This is a genomic window from Bacillus carboniphilus (assembly GCF_039522365.1).
GTDB classification, from domain to species: domain Bacteria; phylum Bacillota; class Bacilli; order Bacillales; family JC228; genus Bacillus_BF; species Bacillus_BF carboniphilus.
Genome location: NZ_BAAADJ010000010.1, coordinates 1 through 18,155, shown reverse-complemented (window position 1 = coordinate 18,155; position 18,155 = coordinate 1). Strand labels below are relative to the sequence as shown.

Annotated in this window: 19 protein-coding genes; 8 read left to right on the top strand and 11 right to left on the bottom strand. The window is 40.0% G+C overall.

Annotation, left to right across the window (positions count from 1 at the left end; translation table 11 throughout):
• Positions 1–11 precede the first annotated feature (11 nt).
• Positions 12–824: a DODA-type extradiol aromatic ring-opening family dioxygenase gene (locus tag ABDZ91_RS05150; protein ID WP_343796934.1), complete on the top strand. Its 813-nt coding sequence runs from the start codon at positions 12–14 to the stop codon at positions 822–824.
• 341 nt (positions 825–1,165) lie between these two features.
• Here the strand turns inward: ABDZ91_RS05150 and ABDZ91_RS05145 are convergent, their stop codons facing one another.
• From ABDZ91_RS05145 to ABDZ91_RS05130, 4 genes are all read right to left on the bottom strand, one after another.
• Complete coding sequence (locus tag ABDZ91_RS05145; protein WP_343796933.1) at positions 1,166–2,530, bottom strand: FAD-binding oxidoreductase; 1,365 nt, start codon at positions 2,528–2,530, stop codon at positions 1,166–1,168.
• 238 nt (positions 2,531–2,768) lie between these two features.
• Positions 2,769–4,604 carry an ABC transporter ATP-binding protein gene (locus ABDZ91_RS05140; protein WP_343796931.1) on the bottom strand — a complete coding sequence of 612 codons (1,836 nt, stop codon included), beginning with the start codon at positions 4,602–4,604 and terminating at the stop codon, positions 2,769–2,771.
• Positions 4,585–6,327 carry an ABC transporter ATP-binding protein gene (locus tag ABDZ91_RS05135; RefSeq protein WP_343796930.1) on the bottom strand — a complete coding sequence of 581 codons (1,743 nt, stop codon included), beginning with the start codon at positions 6,325–6,327 and terminating at the stop codon, positions 4,585–4,587. Before ABDZ91_RS05135 ends, ABDZ91_RS05140 begins: the two co-directional genes overlap by 20 nt.
• A 286-nt stretch (positions 6,328–6,613) precedes the next feature.
• Entirely contained in the window at positions 6,614–8,416 is a 1,803-nt protein-coding gene (locus ABDZ91_RS05130; RefSeq protein WP_343796929.1) for a S9 family peptidase, read from the bottom strand.
• Between the two features lie 358 nt (positions 8,417–8,774).
• Here ABDZ91_RS05130 and ABDZ91_RS05125 point away from each other — a divergent pair, with 358 nt between their 5' ends.
• From ABDZ91_RS05125 to ABDZ91_RS05105, 5 genes are all read left to right on the top strand, one after another.
• Positions 8,775–9,443: a hypothetical protein gene (locus ABDZ91_RS05125; RefSeq protein WP_343796927.1), complete on the top strand. Its 669-nt coding sequence runs from the start codon at positions 8,775–8,777 to the stop codon at positions 9,441–9,443.
• A 47-nt stretch (positions 9,444–9,490) separates the two neighbouring features.
• Entirely contained in the window at positions 9,491–10,096 is a 606-nt protein-coding gene (locus ABDZ91_RS05120; RefSeq protein WP_343796926.1) for a hypothetical protein, read from the top strand.
• Positions 10,097–10,148: 52 nt separating this feature from the next.
• Entirely contained in the window at positions 10,149–10,346 is a 198-nt protein-coding gene (locus ABDZ91_RS05115; RefSeq protein ID WP_343796924.1) for a hypothetical protein, read from the top strand.
• Between the two features lie 373 nt (positions 10,347–10,719).
• Positions 10,720–10,875 (top strand): hypothetical protein, encoded by a 156-nt coding sequence (locus ABDZ91_RS05110; protein WP_343796923.1) that lies wholly within the window; start codon positions 10,720–10,722, stop codon positions 10,873–10,875.
• A gap of 52 nt (positions 10,876–10,927) precedes the next feature.
• Positions 10,928–11,134 carry a hypothetical protein gene (locus ABDZ91_RS05105; protein WP_343796921.1) on the top strand — a complete coding sequence of 69 codons (207 nt, stop codon included), beginning with the start codon at positions 10,928–10,930 and terminating at the stop codon, positions 11,132–11,134.
• Positions 11,135–11,742: 608 nt separating this feature from the next.
• Here ABDZ91_RS05105 and ABDZ91_RS05100 read toward each other — a convergent pair.
• The 7 genes from ABDZ91_RS05100 to ABDZ91_RS05070 form a co-directional block, all read right to left on the bottom strand.
• Entirely contained in the window at positions 11,743–11,898 is a 156-nt protein-coding gene (locus ABDZ91_RS05100) for a hypothetical protein (RefSeq protein WP_343796920.1), read from the bottom strand.
• A 118-nt stretch (positions 11,899–12,016) separates the two neighbouring features.
• Complete coding sequence (locus ABDZ91_RS05095) at positions 12,017–12,661, bottom strand: bifunctional 4-hydroxy-2-oxoglutarate aldolase/2-dehydro-3-deoxy-phosphogluconate aldolase (protein WP_343796918.1); 645 nt, start codon at positions 12,659–12,661, stop codon at positions 12,017–12,019.
• A gap of 11 nt (positions 12,662–12,672) precedes the next feature.
• A complete protein-coding gene (locus ABDZ91_RS05090) occupies positions 12,673–13,632 on the bottom strand; it encodes a sugar kinase (protein WP_343796916.1) in 960 nt (319 codons plus the stop codon).
• 27 nt (positions 13,633–13,659) lie between these two features.
• A complete protein-coding gene (locus tag ABDZ91_RS05085) occupies positions 13,660–15,156 on the bottom strand; it encodes a tripartite tricarboxylate transporter permease (protein WP_343796915.1) in 1,497 nt (498 codons plus the stop codon).
• A 14-nt stretch (positions 15,157–15,170) separates the two neighbouring features.
• A complete protein-coding gene (locus ABDZ91_RS05080) occupies positions 15,171–15,614 on the bottom strand; it encodes a tripartite tricarboxylate transporter TctB family protein (RefSeq protein ID WP_343796913.1) in 444 nt (147 codons plus the stop codon).
• A 93-nt stretch (positions 15,615–15,707) separates the two neighbouring features.
• A complete protein-coding gene (locus ABDZ91_RS05075; protein ID WP_343796912.1) occupies positions 15,708–16,679 on the bottom strand; it encodes a tripartite tricarboxylate transporter substrate binding protein in 972 nt (323 codons plus the stop codon).
• Positions 16,680–16,722: 43 nt separating this feature from the next.
• On the bottom strand, positions 16,723–17,478 hold the full coding sequence (locus ABDZ91_RS05070; RefSeq protein WP_343796911.1) for an IclR family transcriptional regulator: 756 nt from the start codon (positions 17,476–17,478) through the stop codon (positions 16,723–16,725).
• A gap of 225 nt (positions 17,479–17,703) precedes the next feature.
• On the opposite strand from ABDZ91_RS05070, the gene ABDZ91_RS05065 reads away from it, so the two are divergent.
• Both ABDZ91_RS05065 and ABDZ91_RS05060 read left to right on the top strand, forming a co-directional pair.
• A complete protein-coding gene (locus tag ABDZ91_RS05065) occupies positions 17,704–17,925 on the top strand; it encodes a hypothetical protein (protein ID WP_343796909.1) in 222 nt (73 codons plus the stop codon).
• Positions 17,926–17,938: 13 nt separating this feature from the next.
• Positions 17,939–18,076, top strand: coding sequence for a hypothetical protein (locus ABDZ91_RS05060; RefSeq protein ID WP_343796907.1), 138 nt, complete (start codon positions 17,939–17,941; stop codon positions 18,074–18,076).
• Positions 18,077–18,155: the final 79 nt, after the last annotated feature.

The window sequence follows — 18,155 nt, the reverse complement described above, 5'->3', positions numbered from 1 at the left end:
AGTGATTACAAATGACTACGTCTCCTTTTGTATACGCCTGTATAACTCCACACGGTGGAGAAATTATTCCAGAGCTAAGTGGGAGCCAGCCTGAAAGAATGGAAAAAACCCGGAAGAGTATGTCTCTCCTTGGGGAAGAAATGAAAGCAGCCAATCCAGACACAATTATAGTGCTTACTCCACATGGTGTACGGGTGGATGGACAGTTTTCTATTACGAATTGTGAAAGAATGGTTGGTTCCGTTGAAGAGAATGGGGCTGAGTTCGGATTAGAACGTCATGTGGATCGTGAACTAGCTACTGCCCTTTCCAGTGCTGCTAAAGAGAATCATATTCCAGTAGCCTCCATTAACTATGGAACGAGTGCTGGTCCCATTTCTTGTTTACCTATGGATTGGGGAGTCATTGTTCCTTTACGGTTTATGCCAGATGTCCCTATTGTTGTGATTACGCCGACCAGAGAGCTATCTTTTGAGGTGCACTACCAGTTTGGAGAGATGCTAAGAGGAGTTGTCGAAGCCTCGATTAAGCGAATAGCTCTTATTGCTAGCTGTGATTGGGCTCACGCTCATGATGCTGAAGGGCCTTATGGCTTTGATCCAGCAGCTAAAGAATTAGATGATTTAGTGGTAGAGTTAACTAAAAATAATGAATTAGAAAAGATGGCTGATTTTAATCCTGATTTTATCGAGGCAGCTAAACCTGATGGGATATGGCAAACGATGATATTAGCAGGGGCAATCCCTAAAGATAAACGACAAATAGAGTTTTTATCATATGAAGCCCCTACTTATTTTGGATTGATGTGTGCATCTATTAAATAAAGATATAATGGTTGTACCATTATACCCTAAAATAAGGAAGTGGAGAGATTTAATTGTTTTCTCCACTTCCTTTTGTTTATTTGGGGGAACCGTTTCATTCGGACATTCCCTAGCCGGACTCAGGTTCCGCTATTTTTATAAAAATGCCGTTTTTCTGGTTTCATCCGGACTCACGTTCCGCTAATCCCCCATTTTTAGCATTTTTTCCGCTGATTTTAGCCAAATAGCGGAACCTCTGTCCTCTAAACCCTTGAAAACCCGCTTTTTTAGGTAAATAACGGATTTCCTGTCCGCTTCAGCTGCCTTACGGACTCAGATTCCGCTATCCGTAAAGCTCTTCTTTATTCTGCAGGATTAACATTATGATTATGTCTAAACAAGTTCCTCGGATCATACTTCTTCTTAATTTCTAACAATCTACTATAGTTTCCAGCCATCGTTTGCTTGGTTACTTTTTCTTCCACACCAATTCCATTTAAATATGATGATTGTTTATGAGAGTATGGCAGTAAACCATGGTATAAGGAATCTACCCATTTTTCACAAAGCTCTCCCTCTACACCCATCGCCATCACATCGACAAGTAGAACGAAGCTAGCATCTCTAGTGGCAAATGCTGTTTCTTCAGATTCCACACAGTTCATCTTTCCACCTAATGCCCAAAGCTGCGCTAACACACCTGGTGTTGGAGCGTTTTCAAGCTTGGAAAGAATCGCTTCAATGATTTCATCGTTCAAGTCCCCGAAGTATAAAGAGGTTCCATAGACAGGAATTTGATTCGGTACCATTACATCTAACTTCTTTTGGAGTGCAACATAGGGCATGACTCCTGTCTGGTCTACAATCGGCTGAGCCAGTTCTCTTAATGGCTGAATAATTCCTTCCCCATCATCCGGATTTCCTGCATACATACCTGACACCATAATCACTTTTTTATGATGTAAAAACTCTGGTAAAAATGGTGCGGGTGGGAGCTGTGCGGCTGTTAAATTAAAGGAGACTTCGTCTGGTGCTTGATTTAAGTAAGCTTGAGACTTTCTAAATATTTCTGCAGCATCTTTGTAGTCATACATGACATCCAACGCCAGTACCTCTGGCCCGACTAGATGCAACTGAAATTCGAATTTAGTTACTACCCCAAAGTTGCCTCCTCCACCACGAATAGCCCAGAATAGATCTTTGTTTTCACTTTCACTGACATGGAGAAGTGTTCCATCAGCTGTCACTATATTCGCACCTACTATATTGTCACAGGTTAATCCGTACTTACCTCTTAAATATCCTAGACCACCACTCAGTGCCAGTCCAGCCACTCCTGTCTCGGAAACCGTTCCAGTTGGAGTTGCAAGTCCATATTTTTGAGTTTCTTCATCAATATCTCCTAAAGTAGCTCCACCCTCAACATAAGCCACTTTCAGTTCTTCGTTTACCGTTACGGCTCTCATTTGGGACAAATCAATCATAAGTCCGTCATCACAAACGGCCGTCCCAGCTACATGGTGACCTCCACCTCTGATGGAAATATGTAAGCCTTGCTCATTGGCAAACTTAACTGCAGCCACAACGTCTTCTTCGGATTGGCAAACGATGATTGCTGCCGGTCGTCGGTCAATAGCCCCATTCCACACCTTTCTTTTTTCGTCATAACTTTCTTCCCCCGGTAAAATCAAACGACTCCCAACCTTCTCTTGTAATGCTTGAAACAAAAGAATCCCCTCCAAGATAAAATGTAAACCAATTTCATTATATATTTGATACATAGGAAAATAGAATTATTTTTTCACAATTTTCTAAACTTTATTAAATGAAGTGCCGGCTTTGGGGTGGTTTCTTGGGAAACGGGCACTCAATCGGATATCCAGAGCCTGTTTCCTGTTTTGTTTTCGCAAAAAACCCACCTAAACTTGATTACAAAACCAAGTCTAGATGGGTTTCAAAAAGATTTTATCCTACTTCTTTTGTAAGCTGGCTATGAAACAAATCATGGTAGAAGCCTTTTTGCTTCAGTAGTGAATCGTGTGAACCTTTTTCAATAATGGTTCCATCTTCTAGAACCAAAATTTGATCAGCTTGTTGGATCGTATTTAATCGATGTGCAATGACAAAGCTAGTTCTACCCTGCATCAATCTTTGCAATGCTTCCTGAATCTTCATTTCTGTAATGGTATCAATACTACTTGTCGCTTCATCCAGAATGAGAATTTTCGGGTTTGCTAGGATGGCACGGGCAATAGATAAAAGCTGTCTTTGACCTTGGCTTATTCCACTACCATCTTGTTTCAATACCATATCGTATTGTCCTGGCAATTTCATAATAAAGGAATGAGCATTCGCAAGCTTAGCTGCTTCTTCTACCTCTTCGTCAGTAGCATCTAATCTACCATAACGAATGTTTTCTCGAATGGTTCCTTCAAACAGGAATGAATCCTGTAAAACAAACCCCATATTTTGACGAAGACTTTCTCGGCTAATTTTAGAAATGTCATGACCATCAATTAAAATTCGTCCACTACCTACTTCATAGAATCTTGACAACAAATTGATAATGGTTGTTTTCCCAGCACCTGTTGGGCCAACGAGTGCCACAGTTTGACCAGGTGACGCATGGAAATTAATATCTCGTACCGTTTGGCCCTCTTCTTCCTCCTCATAAGAAAAGGATACATCAACAAAATCGACTTCTCCTCTCGCATCTTTTAGAACAAGTGCACCCTTACCGTCTTTTATCTCAACCTCTTCATCTAGTACATCAAACACGCGTTCAGCCCCGGCAATGGCAGATAAAAGTGTATTGAATTGGTTGGCGAGATCATTTAATGGACGGGTAAATTGCCTTGAGTATTCGGTAAAGACCACAATAACCCCAATAGAAATATAACCATTTAAAGCTAGGATTCCCCCTACACCCGCTATGATCGCGAAGCTCAGGTTATTTAGCATGTTCATGAGCTTAGGAATAAATCCAGAAAACGTCTGAGCCCAATAGCCTGATAGTTTGAGACGGTCGTTCTTTTCAAGAAATTCATTGATGACTCTCTCTTCTTGTGAAAAAGACTTTACAATTCTTTGACCTGAAACGGTTTCCTCAATATAGCCGTTTAGTGCACCTAAGTTTCTCTGCTGTTCTTTAAATAATCGTCCCGTTCTTTTTGTGATCCACTTCATTCCAAAAACCATCATTGGGATGATGATTAACGTAACTAAGGTTAAAAGTGGACTTAGCCAAATCATCACGGAAACTGTCCCAACTAAGGTCAACACACTGGAAAACACTTGGATAACGGATGTATTTAACGTTGAACTCACGTTTTCTATATCATTCGTAACGCGACTCATCAATTCACCATGTTGGCGCTTATCAAAGAACGGAATTGGTAGTTTATGCAAATGACGAAACAATTGATTTCTCATCTCATAAACGGTTTTTTGGGCAATTCCAATCATCCAGAAGTTTTGAAGAAAGATGGATACTGAATGAAAAATATAAACGATAAGTAGTCCCACTAGTAGCTTGACGAGTCCGCTACTATCTCGAGTGACAATGTAATCATCTACGGCCATTCCTACTAAATAGGGTCCGAGTAGCGCTAGCCCAGAGCTTACAAGTACCATGAGCAGGACTAAGAATAGCATGACTTTCTTTTCTGCTAAGTATGACCAAATTCGTTTTAGTGTCCCCCACCAATTTTTCGCTTTTGGCTTTTTCTTCGTGGGTTCTTTATTCTCAAAATCTAGTGGAATTTTTTCATATTGGAAAGGTTTAATTAGTGACTTGAGCATTCTTAAGTGACTCCTCTCCAAATTGGGATTGATAGATTTTTTGATATAATGACGAGTTTTTCAAGAGCTCTTCATGATGACCGGTTGTGAGGAGCTTTCCGTCCTCTAACAACAGAATGTGATCTGCTTCCATCGCAGTACTAACCTTCTGCGTTATAATCAAGGTTGTACAGGAGTATGTTTTAAGGGCCTGCAACAACTTGGCTTCTGTCTTCAAATCTAGCGCACTCGTACTATCATCTAACAATAAGATTTTCGGCTTCCGAACCAGTGCACGTGCAATGGATAGACGTTGCTTTTGACCACCTGAGAGGTTCACTCCTTTTTGTCCAATCCTTGTATCATATCCATGAGGTAGCTTTAAGACTGTGTCATGAATTTGAGCATGTTTAGCTGCTTCCACTATTTCTTCCATAGACGCATTCTCTTTACCCCATGCAATATTTTCACTAACGGAACCTGTGAATAATAACGCTTCCTGTGGGACGAACCCTATTTGCTTACGTAAGTTTTCTAGTTTTAAAGATTGTATGTCTTGATCATCTATTAAAACTGACCCTTTGTTCGCATCATAAAGGCGTGGAATGAGTTGGAATAATGAAGACTTTCCTGACCCAGTAGCCCCCATAATGGCGATAGTCTCACCTGGTTTTGCCGTAAAGGAGATGTCTTCTAATACGACCGTTTCTGTACCTGGATAATGAAAGGAAACCGAATCGAATTCGATTTTTCCCTCACTTAACTTTTTACGCAAATCCATTTTTTCCGTATCAACTAAATCAATTTCGGTCTCTAATACATCGGAAATTCTGCTAGCTGATGCTTTAGCACGAGAGAAAGCCATAATGATAAAGGAAAACATGGAAATAGCTAGCGTAATCTTTGTTGCATAGTTGATAATGGCAACGACTTCCCCTACTTGAATCCCACCAGCTGCCACCTCAATACTTCCAAACCAAAGAATACCCATAATCCCTAAGTTCATCACTAATAGAAGAACAGGCATTGTGGATTCAATCAATCTCAAAGCGGCAACCGTTCGATCCATCAGGTCTTCGTTTGCTTTAGTAAAGCGTTTGACTTCATGTCTCCATCGTAAAAAGGCTTTAATCAAGCGCATTCCAGTCAGGTTTTCACGCATAACACTATTTACACCATCAAGCCTAGCCTGAACACTTTGAAAGAGACTTCCTGCTTTTTTCATGACCCATAACAAAAATGAAATGAGAATAGGAATGGCAATTAAAAAGATAAGGGCTAATTTAACATTTACAAACAGAGCCATGATGGTTCCACCCAATACAAGGAGTGGTGCACGTAACATAATTCTCAAACTCATAAACACGGTATTTTGAATTTGCGTTACATCATTTGTCATTCTCGTAATAAGAGATGATGTCGGGAATTTATTAAAATTCGCAAATGAGAACGATTGAATTTTTGTAAAAAGTGTCTTTCGGACATCATAGCCAAAGCTTTGCCCTACATGTGCAGCATAAAATGAATTCGTAATACCCGAGAAAAAGGCAAGTAAGGACATCCCCACCATTATTCCGCCCCAAGTTAATACTACGGATAAGTCTTCTTGCAATATACCGTCGTCTATAATTTTGGCCATTAAGATGGGGTGCCAAAGTTCAACGACGAGTTCGACGAGCATGAAAAACCAAGCAACCCCCATAGGGAGTTTGTATGGTTTTAACATTGATAAAACCCTTAACATTCAAGATCCTCCAGACTGTAGCTTTCATTCTTGTTGCATTTTACTTCGTAAACCTAAATATCTATACTCCATGATACAATGTTTTGGCTAAAAAATTAACCTATTTTGAGATTTCAGAATAATTTTTTATAGGAATTTATGCTTATGGTTGATTTTCAAGCGAATTAGGCGGGTAAATATCTGACTGGTGACCACATTACACCTGAGGACCCAATAGTAGGCATCATTCATAATTAAACTCCCAAAAAGAAAAAGCAGGAGGAATCATCCTGCTTTTTCTACTATTCTACAATACCTTTTCTTTCTTTGCTCCCATATACTTATCCAAAAAGTCAGCAACACCCGTATAGGCAGTAATATTATTTTTCAATTTAACAAAGAAATGTCCTTCATCCTCGAAGCGAATATAGTCTACTGGATGGTTTCTCGATTGAAGCTCGCCTACAATTTGTTCCGCTTCCTCAATTGGGACTCGAGGATCATTGGCTCCGTGCAAAACCATCAATGGACATGTGATGGCATCGGTTCGATGGAGTGGATCAATTTCATCGAAGAAATCTCCATCCTTTTCGATACTGCCATATTCAGCTTCTCTTAGTTTCCGACGCCAAGGGCTCGTGTTTTCTAAGAAAGTCCGGAAGCTTGAGATACCCACAATATCAATAGCAGCTGACCATAAATCCGGGTAATGCGTAATAGCCGCGAGCACCATAAAACCTCCATAGCTTCTTCCCATAACGGCTATTTGGTTCGGGTCCGCATCCCCTTCTTTTTTTAACCACTCGACAAGGTATGCTAAGTCCTTCACCGAGTCCATCCTTCTTCTAACATCATCTAAGTGAGTATAAGTCTTACCATATCCTGTACTACCTCGGACATTTGGGGTACATACGGCATATCCCCTATTTAAGAAATACTGTAAAAAGGGATTGTAAACTGGCCTAATTTGACTCTCAGGTCCACCATGGACAAAGACGACAACAGGTAGATGGCACCCTTTATTTTTAGGTTTATAGTAGAATGCCGGAATTTCTAAATCATCGAAAGAAGAATAATGGATAAGTTCAGGCTCTATCAGTCGGCAATCAACCTCAGTTGATTTAGATACATATGTCACTCTCGTTGTGACAAACGTTTCTAAGTGTAACTCCCAAATATCAGATGGATAGATAGAACCATTAAAAACATACGCAAGCCTTTTTCCATCTGGGGAAAACGCAAGCTCAGAAATAACCCCCATCGGTGTTTTCCAAGTGTAAAAATTTCCATCGATTAGATCATGAATAATTCCTTTTGAAATGCCACCTTCATTTACTGTATAGGCCAATGAACCTTTATCTGGACTCATACAAAGTTCTTCTAAATCCCAGTCCCTTTGGTCAACCCATGAAAACTTCTTTGTAATTAAATCAATCATGGCTAACCCCGTAAATTCTTGTCCCATGTTCGATAATAGATATAACCTTTTTCCATCCTTACTAAAATGAGGTGAGAAAAATTTGGCTTCATCCTTATGAGGAGTAATCCAAACCAAATCACCTGTTTGGATATCAAGTAAGCCAAGGTCATTATCCAAATTTGAATTCGTCCTTTGAATAAGTAAACTCACCCCATTCGGATGCCACTTGACCGGGGAGTATGTACCATCTTCGGAAAAAACTTGCCTTGTCTCAAAAGTATCGATGTTTTGAATATAAATATCAAAATACGCAGGGTTTCTTCGATTACTAGACCAAGCAATCCATTCTCCATTAGGTGAACTTCCACCATACTGATGAATATGGTCAGGAGAATCGGTCAAAGGTGTGAGTTCACCATCATCATGTAATAGATAAAGCTGCTGCCGTTCATTCGTACCTTCATCCATTCCAATGATTCTCTTCTCTGTACCATTTATGTACTCCACAAAAATGATTCGTTCATCCGTAAAAGAAACCTGAGAAGGCCAACCTTCCCCTTTCTTATAGTCCCAAACCTGTGGAATCCCAGTATAATCTGTTAAAAAACTAATTGAATCACCACTTGGGTGATAAACTGGATTTTTTGCAGTTCGGACATGTAAGTATGGTTTAATCCCGATTGCCTCCATATTATTTTCTCCCCCACCCTAATAGACTAATAATTTAGAAAATTTATGTAATACTAAGTTTACAACAAATTGGTAGATATTTGGAGTGTTATTTTCATTTCCTTCAACCTTATCTACTTACCCTTCTATCCCATTTTTCCTGGTAATAAAGTTCTAAAAGTCATGAGTGCACCAGTAAAATTAGCTCATTTTCCATGTTCAATAGGTTTAGACATATATAAAACTGGAAAATAACAATATAAATGAATAAAGATTGTCTCTTAGAAAGGTGGTGAGTTTTCTTTTGAGAGGATTCTGCTTCCTATTTGTACTATTGGTATCATTTTGTTTTTCATCTACTGCCTCAGCAGAAGATACATTGACATTACAATCTGTTATAGACGTAGTGGAAACTTCGCCAGTAGAGAACCAAGTACAACTGGAGATTGAAACCCCTATCCAGGAAGTGACGAAAACAGTAATTTCAGAAAGTGAAAACATAACTACCAAAATAGTCGAACCTGTTAAAGAATCAAAAAAATGGATCGATGAAAAACTGCCTGCTTCAGTAGAAATTGATACTGCTTCCGAGCCCTTACAATTAGAAGTAAAAATTAACCTTACTGAACCCAGTAGCATCCCTCTTAACGAACGTAACATTAGAGAAATATCTGAGGTAGTGCTACCTGTAGAAATTAGTTTAAAAGAGGAAGAAAAAAAAGCACCGAACCTAACAACCGAAACTACAAATAACAACGAGAGATTCGGATCTTTTCCTTTTACAGAGGAACAGGGTGATTCAGATTCACTTGTGCTTCAATCACATCCGATTCTTGCACCCAGCTACAATCCAGTTGGGCATTCAGTAAACATGGTGGATGGACAAAATATAAACACCTTATATGGTTTTATTTCAGATGAGGCTCATTTTTCAAGAGCAAAGCAGGTTCTACATGTAGACCGGATCACCTTTTATTTTGATCAGTGGTTGAATGCTCCTCCGACCCAACCACCAGAATCATCCTTCTTCTTACAAACGTTTATTTAACAAACGTTTATTTAAATAACTAAAAGAGAAGAAGGAGAGATTTTATAATGAAATGGATGAAAGGTTTGAAAATGGTAACAGTTGCTGGAGTTATGACAATGGGGATTTTTGTAGGAAGTACATCTAGCTTAGCTTTCGAATTAGACGCTACATCTGATAGTGAGACAAATGCAAGCCTATTTGGTTCTTTAGGTAAAACTTTAAATATAGAATCTGTAATCGATGTAAAAACTCAAGCTGCTACTGAGGATTCGGTTTCGATTTTTGCCGACCAGGAAATAGATGCAAAAGCTTCATTAAAAGCCCAAACATCTGTAGAAGCTGATGTGAAAACTGAAAGCGATTCTAATATAGATTCTACAATTGATGCAGATTCTGAAGCACACACTTCTTTAAAAGGAAAAGTAAGCTCAACTGTTACAGATGAAGCGAGCTCTAATACATCGGTTAAAGGTAAAACGAGTACTTCCGTAAAATCGGATGCCAGCTCTACAGGCAATGATAATGGCTTAGAAACCAATAGTGTTGTTGTGAGTAAAACGGTTATCTCTTCCCCTAATGTTTGTACGTTTAAAGAAGTTTTGGCAAGTAAGAGTGAATCAGATGTTTCAGCAAATCTAGATTCGGACGGCTCTGCAAAGTTGGGAAGCTGATCCTGAAACTTCTGTTGAGTCTCATTCAACTACAAATTCGAGCCTAGACGTTATGACAGAAGCAGAAGTTAATGGAACTGCTAACACCTTACTTAACTTAGTTAAAACAAATAGCGCTCTAAATGCGGATGCTTCGGCTAATAGCCAATTAGACTTAGGCGTACATGGTCAAAATCAGGAACATGTTCTTTTCAAACTTAGTAAAGGTTTGGATTTACAGCTAAGCTATTCAGGTGGAAATGATCAATAAAAGGGTAAAGTGAAGTAGACTCGGGAAAAGACCAACTGATTAAATGCTATCTGTTTCAGCTGAAGAAAGATTGGTGCAGGTGGCGTCATTTATAACGGTCACGCAAGCAATTTATAAAAAAGGGAGAGGGGACTCTCTCTTTTTTTCGTTCAAGTAGCATACCGCAGTCCATGGGGCTGTGGTGTTTTTTTGTTTATTTTAAGATTGTTTAGATGGAATATGGTGTGTGTCCAGTTTGAGAAGAGATAGAGAGTCAAATGGGACAGCTGGAGGAGAACGTGTCCCGTTTGCGAGCAGATGAAGAGTCAAATGGGACAGCTAGATGGGAACGTGTCCCGTTTGGGGATGATGAAGAGTCAAACGGGACAGCTAGATGAGAACGTGTCCCGTTTGCGAGCAGATGAAGAGTCAAACGGGACAGCAAGCATGGAACGTGTCCCGTTTGCGAGCAGATGAAGAGTCAAATGGGACAGCTAGATGGGAACGTGTCCCGTTTGCGAGGAGATGGAGAGTCAAACGGGACAGCTAGATGAGAACGTGTCCCGCTTGAGAGCAGATGGAGAGTCAAACGGGACAGCTAGATGAGAACGTGTCCCGTTTGGGAATTGATGAAGAGTCAAACGGGACAGCTCGATAAGAACGTGTCCGTTTGCGAGCAGATGAAGAGTCAAACGGGACAGCTAGCATGGAACGTGTCCCGTTTGCGAGCAGATGAAGAGTCAAATGGGACAGCTAGATGGGAACGTGTCCCGTTTGCGAGGAGATGGAGAGTCAAACGGGACAGCTAGATGAGAACGTGTCCCGCTTGAGAGCAGATGGAGAGTCAACCGGGACAGCTAGATGAGAACGTATCCCGTTTGAGAGCAGATGAGGAGTCAAACGGGACAGATAGATGAGAACGTGTCCGGGTTGGAAAGAGATTGCCAGCCCAACGGGACAGGAAGAAATGAATGATGTTTGTTTTGTAAGAAGCACAAGTGAACCAATACAAGGTAATCATAAGTATTTAGCTTAAATCCAGGAAAAGCACCCGCTCCATAAAAGAAAAATTAAAAAAGGGAACGTTTCCGTGCTTCGCGTTCCCTCTTTTAACGTTTCTTCCTTGAGCAGGGAACGTTTCCGTGCTTTGCGTTCCCTCTTTTAACGTTTCTTCCTTGAACAGGGAACGTTTCCGTGCTTTGCGTTCCCTCTTTTAACGTTTCTTCCTTGAACAGGGAACGTTTCCGTGCTTTGCGTTCCCTCGATAAACGTTTCTTCCTTGAACAGGGAACGTTTCCGTGCTTTGCGTTCCCTCGATAAACGTTTCTTCCTTGAGCAGGGTTTCCGTGCTTTGCGTTCCCTCGATTAACGTTTCTTCCTTGAGCAGGGAACGTTTCCGTGCTTTGCGTTCCCCCGATTAACGTTTCTTCCTTGAGCAGGGAACGTTTCCGTGCTTTCCGTTCCCTCTTTTAACGTTTGTTCCTTGAACAGGGAACGTTTCCGTGCTTTGCGTTCCCTCTTTTAACGTTTCTTCCTTGAGCAGGGAACGTTTCGGTGCTTTGCGTTCATGCAAATCAACGTCCACCTTTTAGGGAATTAGCTATGGTCCAGAAGCAACAAAATATGCAAAATCAGCGTTGATAAAAGACATAAAAAGAGACCCCTTCACAGAGTCTCTTGATTCTTATCGTCTATCCGTTTCTAGCTTCTTTCACTTTTTCAACATACTGTGCTGCTAATGCAGTTAACTTGTCCCACTCACTGTTTTTAATGTAATTCTTGTTTAGCAGCGATCCGCCTACTCCAGCTGCCACAGCACCGGCTTTAATGTATTCAGCCACATTATCTAAATCAATGCCTCCAGTAGGCATCATTGGAATATGACCAAGAGGACCACGGACGTCCTTTATAAATTTGCTACCTAAAACGCTAGCTGGGAAAACCTTCACTAGGTCTGCTCCCCATTCATAAGCCTGAAGAATTTCAGTCGGAGTAAATACTCCTGGAATAGCGATTTTTCCGTATCGGTTTGCAATAGCTATGGTATCTTGGTTCAGCGTCGGAGCAAAGATAAATTCTGCACCTGCCTGAATAGCCATTCTTGCTGTTTCACCATCCAGCACCGTTCCTGCACCAATTACCGCACGATCTCCAAACTTTGCTTTTGCCTCTGAAATGGCACCCAGAACGTCATCGGAGTCCATTGTCATTTCAATTCCGGTAACGCCTCCCTCGACAAGGGCAGAAATAACATCCATCACCTTATCTCGATCAATTCGACGAACAACGGCTACTATACCTGCATCTAAAATTTTCGTAAGCATCTCTTGCTTCATCACTACATCTCCTATCTAAGTACGTCTGTTTCTTCACCAGTAAATTGTTCTAACGCTTGCCTTTCAGGTAATCCCTCTATATCTCCTTTAACCGTCACAACCATTGCACCAATCTTAGCGCCCAGGCGAACCGATTCTTCTAGAGATTTGGCTTCTAAAAGTCCTGAGATTACTCCAGCAGCAAATCCATCTCCAGCACCTACTGGATCAATGACACGATCTACTTTGAAGCTTGGTAAGAAACCTTTTTCACCATCTACAGATTGATAATAAGTTCCTTTATCCCCGTTCTTAATGCAAATCTTTGAGACTCCTGCTTTAATAAAATAATCGGCTATTTCTTCGTAATCCTTTGTTCCAAGAAGATACTCTGCCTCATCGATACCAGGCATAAAAATGTCTGCTTGTTTGGCAAACTTAAGGACCATTTCCTTTGCGTTTGGATAATCAGCCATTAACTTATGCCTTAAATTTGGGTCAAAGGAAAGAAAAAGGTTATTTTTTTTAACAAAATCAATAATCTCTTCAACAACCTTCATACAACTTTCACTTAAGAATGGTGTAATTCCTGTAAGATGAATTATTTTGGCGTTTTTGATATATTCCCAATCAATAGAATCCTGATTCAACTGACTTGCAGCAGAACCTTTTCGATAGTAGTAGACTTGTGTGCTACCCTCTCTGATTCTCTCTTTTATATAAAGTCCAGTAGGAAACTTCTCATTATAAGTGACTCTAGAAGTATCTACTCCTTCTCCTCGGATAGCAGATACTAAAAATTTACCAAGCTCATCGTCCCCTACTTGGCTAATCCAACCGGCAGAATGGCCCAGTCGAGTTACTCCAATTGCCACATTAGACTCTGCGCCTCCGTGACGTTTATTGAATTGAGGAACATAACGAAGAGGTCCATCTTCTGCTGCCTCTAACACGACCATCGTTTCTCCTATTGTTACTAGCTCTGGATACATTTCTTTTACCCCCAAGAAAGCAAACTATTAGTTAGCAGCTTTTTTCTTTTTTAGTTGATTCATGATGATAGGTACTACTAGTGAAAGAATGGCAAGGATAATAAACGTTAATGAAATGGGACGAGTTAGGAAAATCGAATAGCTTCCTTCTGACATGACGAGAGCACGTCTCATTTCACTTTCAGCCATTGGTCCTAAAATAAGTGCTAGTACAATTGGTGATGCTGGGAAACCGAATTTTTTCATAAAGTATCCAATGATCCCCGCCCCTAGCATTGTGTAAACATCAAAGAAATTATTACTGATCGCGTAGGATCCGACAACAGATAGTACTAAAATGGCCACTGCTAAAGTATTTTTTGGTACCTTTAGTATTTTCGTAAACAAACGTATACCGCTTAATCCGAAAATTAACATTAAAATATTCGCGACTAGCATACCTGCAAATAATGTATAGACAAGATCTGCGCTTGTAGTGAAAAGCTGTGGACCTGGTTGGATACCTTGAACAACAAGTGCTCCTAATAACACAGCTGCAACCGCATCACCGGGGATACCAAGAGTCAGCAATGGAACCATTGCCCCACCAGTAACACCATTATTAGCAGCTTCTGCAGCAGCAATTCCTTTAGGATTCCCTTTACCAAATGTATCCTTTTCCTCTTTTTTAGCAAATCGTTTTGCTTCGTTATAAGACACAAAGGCAGCTATATCAGCACCAGCACCGGGGATGATTCCAATGAAAGATCCAATAAAGCCAGAGCGAATCATTGTTACCCATAATGTCTTAAGCTCTCTCCACTTTGGAAGGATATAACTAGCTACCACTTTCTTCATCTTTCCGTTTCCTTTTAATTCATCCTCTAATGTTACTAGTGCTTCAGAAACAGCAAAAAGTCCAATCATTACCGGGATGAAGTTTAAACCATTTAATAAGGAAAGCTGTTCAAAAGTAAACCTTGGGTAACTCGTCATAGGATCCATTCCAATAGTGGATATAACTAAACCAAACACACCAGCGATTAAGCCTTTTAAAACAGATCCTCCAGAAATACTTGAAATAATACTTAAACCAAATAAAGCTAACCCAAACATCTCTGGTGCACTAAAGTTAAGGGCAACCTCTGCTAGCTGAGGAGAAATAAAGATTAACAGTAAGACACTTATAATTCCTCCTGCCGCTGACGCAATAGCTGATATCCCTAATGCTTTCCCAGCCTTACCAGACTGAGTTAACGGATGACCATCTAAAGCAGTTGCAGCAGAAGCTGGCGTTCCAGGTGTATTTAATAAAATGGCCGCTATAGATCCTCCATAAATTGATCCAAAGTACACACCAATTAACAAAAGAATACCAGTTACCGCATCCATTCCAAACGTGACCGGCAAAAACAAGGCCACACCCATAGTGGCAGTAAGACCTGGTAATGCCCCGATAATAATTCCAACAATAACACCAGCAATTATCAGTAAAATAACTTCCGGCGCAAAGACATTTCCAAATCCTTGAAGGAGATAATCCATCTTTCTAAGCCTCCTTAATATATGATTCCGTGTGGGATAGGTACATTAAGTAGTTGTTCAAATACTAAGGTTATTAAAAGACTAACGAGTATCGGAATTAAGAATAACTTAACAAGTTTACGTATCCCCATTAACCACAGCCAGCTGATACCGAACAATGTGGCAGCTACCGTAAAACCGATGATTTCTACTAAAATCACAAATACAATCATGGTAATAAATCCAATAACAAATTTCCAAGCACTACTACCTGAAACTGAGAAGATCGATTCATCTGATTTCTCTTTCTTAAGGATTAACATGATAGATAGAATGGCCAGTGAAGCCGCTGAAAGCTTTGGAAAGAAATCAGCTCCAGGACCAACACCAATGGATTCTGGAAAAGCATTAGCAGTAAACCAAACATAGGCAGAAAGGATAACTAACAATGTTCCGATGATTCTGTTTGCCAATGTCACTTCAGGCACCTCCCGTTTTCCTAACGCAAATTAAATCTCCCTTTATCAAAGAGTAGAGGCTAGATTCCTCTAGCCTCTACGTATTATTGCCGTTTAGTTTAATTCTAATGAAGGAATTAGTTCTGCAAATAGTTCGTCTTGCTCTTTTAGAAGCGCTTTGAACCCTTCTCCATCTTCATAACGATATCCTAAACCTAATTTGTTTAGAGTATCTTTGAATGCATCTGCTTGAGCTGTTTTTCCAAATGATTCTTCTAGCTTTTGAACAACATCTTCAGGAGTATCTTTTGGAACAGCTAGACCACGCCAAGTACCGATAGAAAGGTCGATTCCACTTTCTTTTAATGTTGGAACTTCTGGAAGAGCTTCAACACGGTTGTCGGACATTACTGCTAGCACTTTTAATTCACCAGCTTCAACTTGTGTACGTACTTCTGCAGGACTTACTGCTACTGCATCAATATGTCCGCCTAGTAGAGCTGTTACTGCTGGAGCAGCACCTTCAAATGGAACATGGTTGAAAGTTACACCTGTTTCTTGTTCAAACGCAGAAGCCGCTAAGTGCCAAATTGCACCTGTACCAGAGTTACCTACTTTTAAGTTCTCTTCTTTTGCTGCTGCAATAAATTCGTCAATTGTATTCCATGGTGCATCTGCAGAAACTGTAATCGCTGCAGGATCTTCGTTTAATAACGCAATTGGTTGGAAGTCTTCATAAGAGAATTGTGCTAATCCACTGTGTGGTAACGTTAATAATTCAACTGTAACCATTGAAACTGTGTAACCGTCAGCTTTTGCATTGGCACCGTTTTGCATACCTACAGCACCACCGCCACCTTCACGGTTAACAACTGCAACTGATTCACCAATATCTGTTTGGTCAGCGAATGAACGAGCTAGTGAATCTGTACCCCCACCAGCAGCATAAGGAACAATTAGTTCAATTGACTTATTTGGGAAATCAGAACCTGAAGCCTTTTCTTTCCCCTCTTCTTTTGAGCCACCGCAAGCAGCTAATACTAATGATAAAGCTAACAATAAACTAAGTAGTTTAAATTTCTTCATGTAAGTTTACCTCCATTATTGTTTATCAAAGATGATTTATTTTTTATGAAAATCGATATCCTAGTTGTCTAGATATATGATTTACAGTTTCCTTTAACTTTGGAATACATTCCTTAAGCTTTTCCTGCGTCATTCGAGTTAATGGTCCTGTAACACTTATGGCATATTGAACATTGTTTTGATGATCTTTTATCGGCGCAGCCACACATTGAATACCTGGCTCATGTTCTTCCTTATCGTAAGAAATACCAGATTCTCTAATGTATTTCAGTTCCTGCAACAATGCTTGTCCATCTGTAATAGTGTTTTCTGTATAAGAACGAAAATCGTTGTTTTTAATAAACTCATTGATTCTTGTATCGTCATAGTAAGCTAAGATTGCTTTTCCAACACCTGTACAGTGTAGTTGTGCTCTTCTTCCAATTTGAGAATAAATCCGAATGGTTGAAGAATTATCAACTTTATCGATATAAACAATCTCGTAGCCATCCAACATGACAAGGTGGACAATTTCACCTGTCGCAGAGCTTAATTGTTCCAAATACGGACGAGCTAGCTCTACCACATTTAGGTTTTCTACAACGACTTGATTCATCTCAATGAATTTTAAACCAAGACGATAATTCGCTTCTTTACCAACCTTTTGAACATAGCCATGTTCCTCTAATGAAGCTAGTAATCTATGAGCTGTGCTTTTTGCCACTTCAAGACGACCCGCTATTTCAGTAACGCCAAGTCCTCTTGGATTATTTTTTAATATGTCCAAGATATACAATGCACGGTCCACAGACTGAATCAACGGCATCTCCCCTTTTCTTTTTGTTGTTCCTTATCGTGGAACCGCTTTCCTTATTACGGTACTAATATATATCATTTATGAAAACGTTGTCAATAAAATTATCTCAAAATTATTAAAGTTAAAATCTCCCAAACGGCATCAATACCTCTTATTTCCTGAATAGTAAAAGTTAATGGAATAAAAAACTGAAAAGCTTCTCACTTTAAAGATAAGGAGTTGATCATCATGCCAAGAAGAGATTCATTTGTAGGTGAAGAAGCAAGTATTCATCCCGACGGAGAAAAGGAAAGCATCATTAACGATTCAATGGGACAAGAAGTTGGTGTAACTTTCACTAAGAAGAGTGGGTTTGACCAAGAGAAGAATCCATTTCACTTATCAGGAAAAACAAATGAAAAAATGAAAGAATTTGAAAAAATGATGGATGGAGATTCTACGAAGGGCTAAAGGAGGAGAAACCATGGCCGATTGGAACGAACAAGCTGCACCGAATAATAATCTGACCCCAGATGTTTATAAAAATGCCAAAAGGAAATCGAGACCTGACCAAAAATCAAAGAATCAAAGCAAGGCAAATCGAGTAGGAGGGGGTGACTAACCCCCGACCTCTCACACCACCGTACGTACCGTTCGGTATACGGCGGTTCAACTATGATTGACGTAAAAATTCATATCGT

Excerpts from the sequence above, each read along its gene's own strand:
- ABDZ91_RS05150 (WP_343796934.1), top strand. The coding sequence starts at position 12 with ATGACTACGTCTCCTTTTGTATACGCCTGTATAACTCCACACGGTGGA.
- ABDZ91_RS05140 (WP_343796931.1), bottom strand. The coding sequence starts at position 4,604 with ATGCTCAAGTCACTAATTAAACCTTTCCAATATGAAAAAATTCCACTA.
- ABDZ91_RS05135 (WP_343796930.1), bottom strand. The coding sequence starts at position 6,327 with ATGTTAAGGGTTTTATCAATGTTAAAACCATACAAACTCCCTATGGGG.
- ABDZ91_RS05130 (WP_343796929.1), bottom strand. The coding sequence starts at position 8,416 with ATGGAGGCAATCGGGATTAAACCATACTTACATGTCCGAACTGCAAAA.
- ABDZ91_RS05120 (WP_343796926.1), top strand. The coding sequence starts at position 9,491 with ATGAAATGGATGAAAGGTTTGAAAATGGTAACAGTTGCTGGAGTTATG.
- ABDZ91_RS05115 (WP_343796924.1), top strand. The coding sequence starts at position 10,149 with ATGACAGAAGCAGAAGTTAATGGAACTGCTAACACCTTACTTAACTTA.
- ABDZ91_RS05110 (WP_343796923.1), top strand. The coding sequence starts at position 10,720 with ATGAGAACGTGTCCCGTTTGCGAGCAGATGAAGAGTCAAACGGGACAG.
- ABDZ91_RS05105 (WP_343796921.1), top strand. The coding sequence starts at position 10,928 with ATGAGAACGTGTCCCGTTTGGGAATTGATGAAGAGTCAAACGGGACAG.
- ABDZ91_RS05095 (WP_343796918.1), bottom strand. The coding sequence starts at position 12,661 with ATGAAGCAAGAGATGCTTACGAAAATTTTAGATGCAGGTATAGTAGCC.
- ABDZ91_RS05090 (WP_343796916.1), bottom strand. The coding sequence starts at position 13,632 with ATGTATCCAGAGCTAGTAACAATAGGAGAAACGATGGTCGTGTTAGAG.
- ABDZ91_RS05085 (WP_343796915.1), bottom strand. The coding sequence starts at position 15,156 with ATGGATTATCTCCTTCAAGGATTTGGAAATGTCTTTGCGCCGGAAGTT.
- ABDZ91_RS05075 (WP_343796912.1), bottom strand. The coding sequence starts at position 16,679 with ATGAAGAAATTTAAACTACTTAGTTTATTGTTAGCTTTATCATTAGTA.
- ABDZ91_RS05065 (WP_343796909.1), top strand. The coding sequence starts at position 17,704 with ATGCCAAGAAGAGATTCATTTGTAGGTGAAGAAGCAAGTATTCATCCC.
- ABDZ91_RS05060 (WP_343796907.1), top strand. The coding sequence starts at position 17,939 with ATGGCCGATTGGAACGAACAAGCTGCACCGAATAATAATCTGACCCCA.